Annotated in this window: 1 protein-coding gene; it reads right to left on the bottom strand. The window is 61.1% G+C overall.

Annotated elements, in window-relative coordinates:
* Nucleotides 1-76: 76 nt before the first annotated feature.
* Nucleotides 77-1,222: an AGE family epimerase/isomerase gene (locus ACRESJ_RS03215; protein ID WP_431756608.1), complete on the bottom strand. Its 1,146-nt coding sequence runs from the start codon at nucleotides 1,220-1,222 to the stop codon at nucleotides 77-79.
* Nucleotides 1,223-1,370: the final 148 nt, after the last annotated feature.

Raw genomic sequence — 1,370 nt, 5'->3', positions numbered from 1 at the left:
CAAGCTCGCTCCTACAGTTGACCTTCATCGCTTAACTGACTGGCATTAAGGCTTGCCCGCGAAGGCGTTTGCTCAGTCAACGAAGATAGTCGACCAACCCGCGATAACAGGTTGCCAGGTGATAAGGCGTGGTCGAAGGCATGTCCCGACGACTCACTTGGCCGCTCTCGTCGCGGCATTCAAACCAGCCGCTTTCATGCAACGAGCCTTGCTGCAATGCCTGCAACTGACGCAACACTTGAGCTTCGCTGTCCGGGCGCAAAGTCAGTGCACGCAAATACTCGGCTTGAGCCCAGATGCGCTGGGTGGCATCCCGAGAGCCACCATCGGGTCCAAGGTCGAGCATGGCCCTCACCGCGCCGCTTTGTTGATCGACACCCAGTTGCTCGGTGAAGGCGAAGGCGCGTTCGAGTGAAGCGTGAAGTTTCGAGCCGCGTAGCAGCGCCGATGACTCCAGCAGGAAATACCACTCGAATTGATGTCCCGGTTCAAACCAGTTGTCCACAGCCCCCAATGGTTTTTCCATCAGCACGCCGTGTTGCGGATCGATAAAACGCTTCTGCATGGCTGTGCATAACTCGACAAGCGCGCGTTCTACGGCATTGTCTTCGCGCACCGACAGCGTCGCGAGGAACGCTTCGGCGAGGTGCATCAGCGGGTTTTGCAGCGGGCCACTGTTCAGAGACGACCAGTCACGATCGAGGCTAGCGTCATACAGGCCGTCACCTGTGGCGAAGCGCAGGCCGATCACTTCCAGGGCGGCTTTGAGCACCGACTCCACCAGAGGCTCGCGGACTTTGTCCCAGTAATGGGCGCAGGCGAACAGGATGAAGGCGTGGGTGTAGAGGTCCTTGCGCTGGTCCAGTGGTGCCCCATGCGGGTCAATGCTGTAAAACCAGCCACCGTGTTCGGCGTCGTGAAAGTGCCGTTGCAACGAACGAAACAGTGCGGCTGCCCGCTCTTCGGCGCCCGCTACCTGGCCGATCAGGCTGGCAAACAGATACAACTGCCGCGCGCAGGCCATGGCCCGGTAGCGTTGAGGGGGCAGGGGCAGGGGCAGGGGCTGGTGCTCGGCGTCCAGCGCCTCATAGGGCAGCGCCAGCTCGGCATTCCAGCCGGGGCCTTGCCAGAGCGGCACGATCACATTCAGGAAGTGCTGTTGCACATCGCTGAACAGGGCGGTCAATTCAGGCTGGGAGGCGGAGCGGGAAACATGCGGCATTGGCTGGCGTCGTCACGGCAGGGTTGATTGCGCGACATGGTAGCAGAGAGGCCGGCTGGAGAGATGTAGTGCCTGTCAGGCCGTCATCGCGGGCAAGCCTCGCTCCTACAGGCGTCGCTCAAATCCTGTAGGAGCGAGGCTTGCCCGC

It is taken from the genome of Pseudomonas sp., assembly GCF_050739655.1.
Taxonomy (GTDB): Bacteria; Pseudomonadota; Gammaproteobacteria; order Pseudomonadales; family Pseudomonadaceae; genus Aquipseudomonas.
This window is presented reverse-complemented; position numbering and strand designations above follow the sequence as displayed.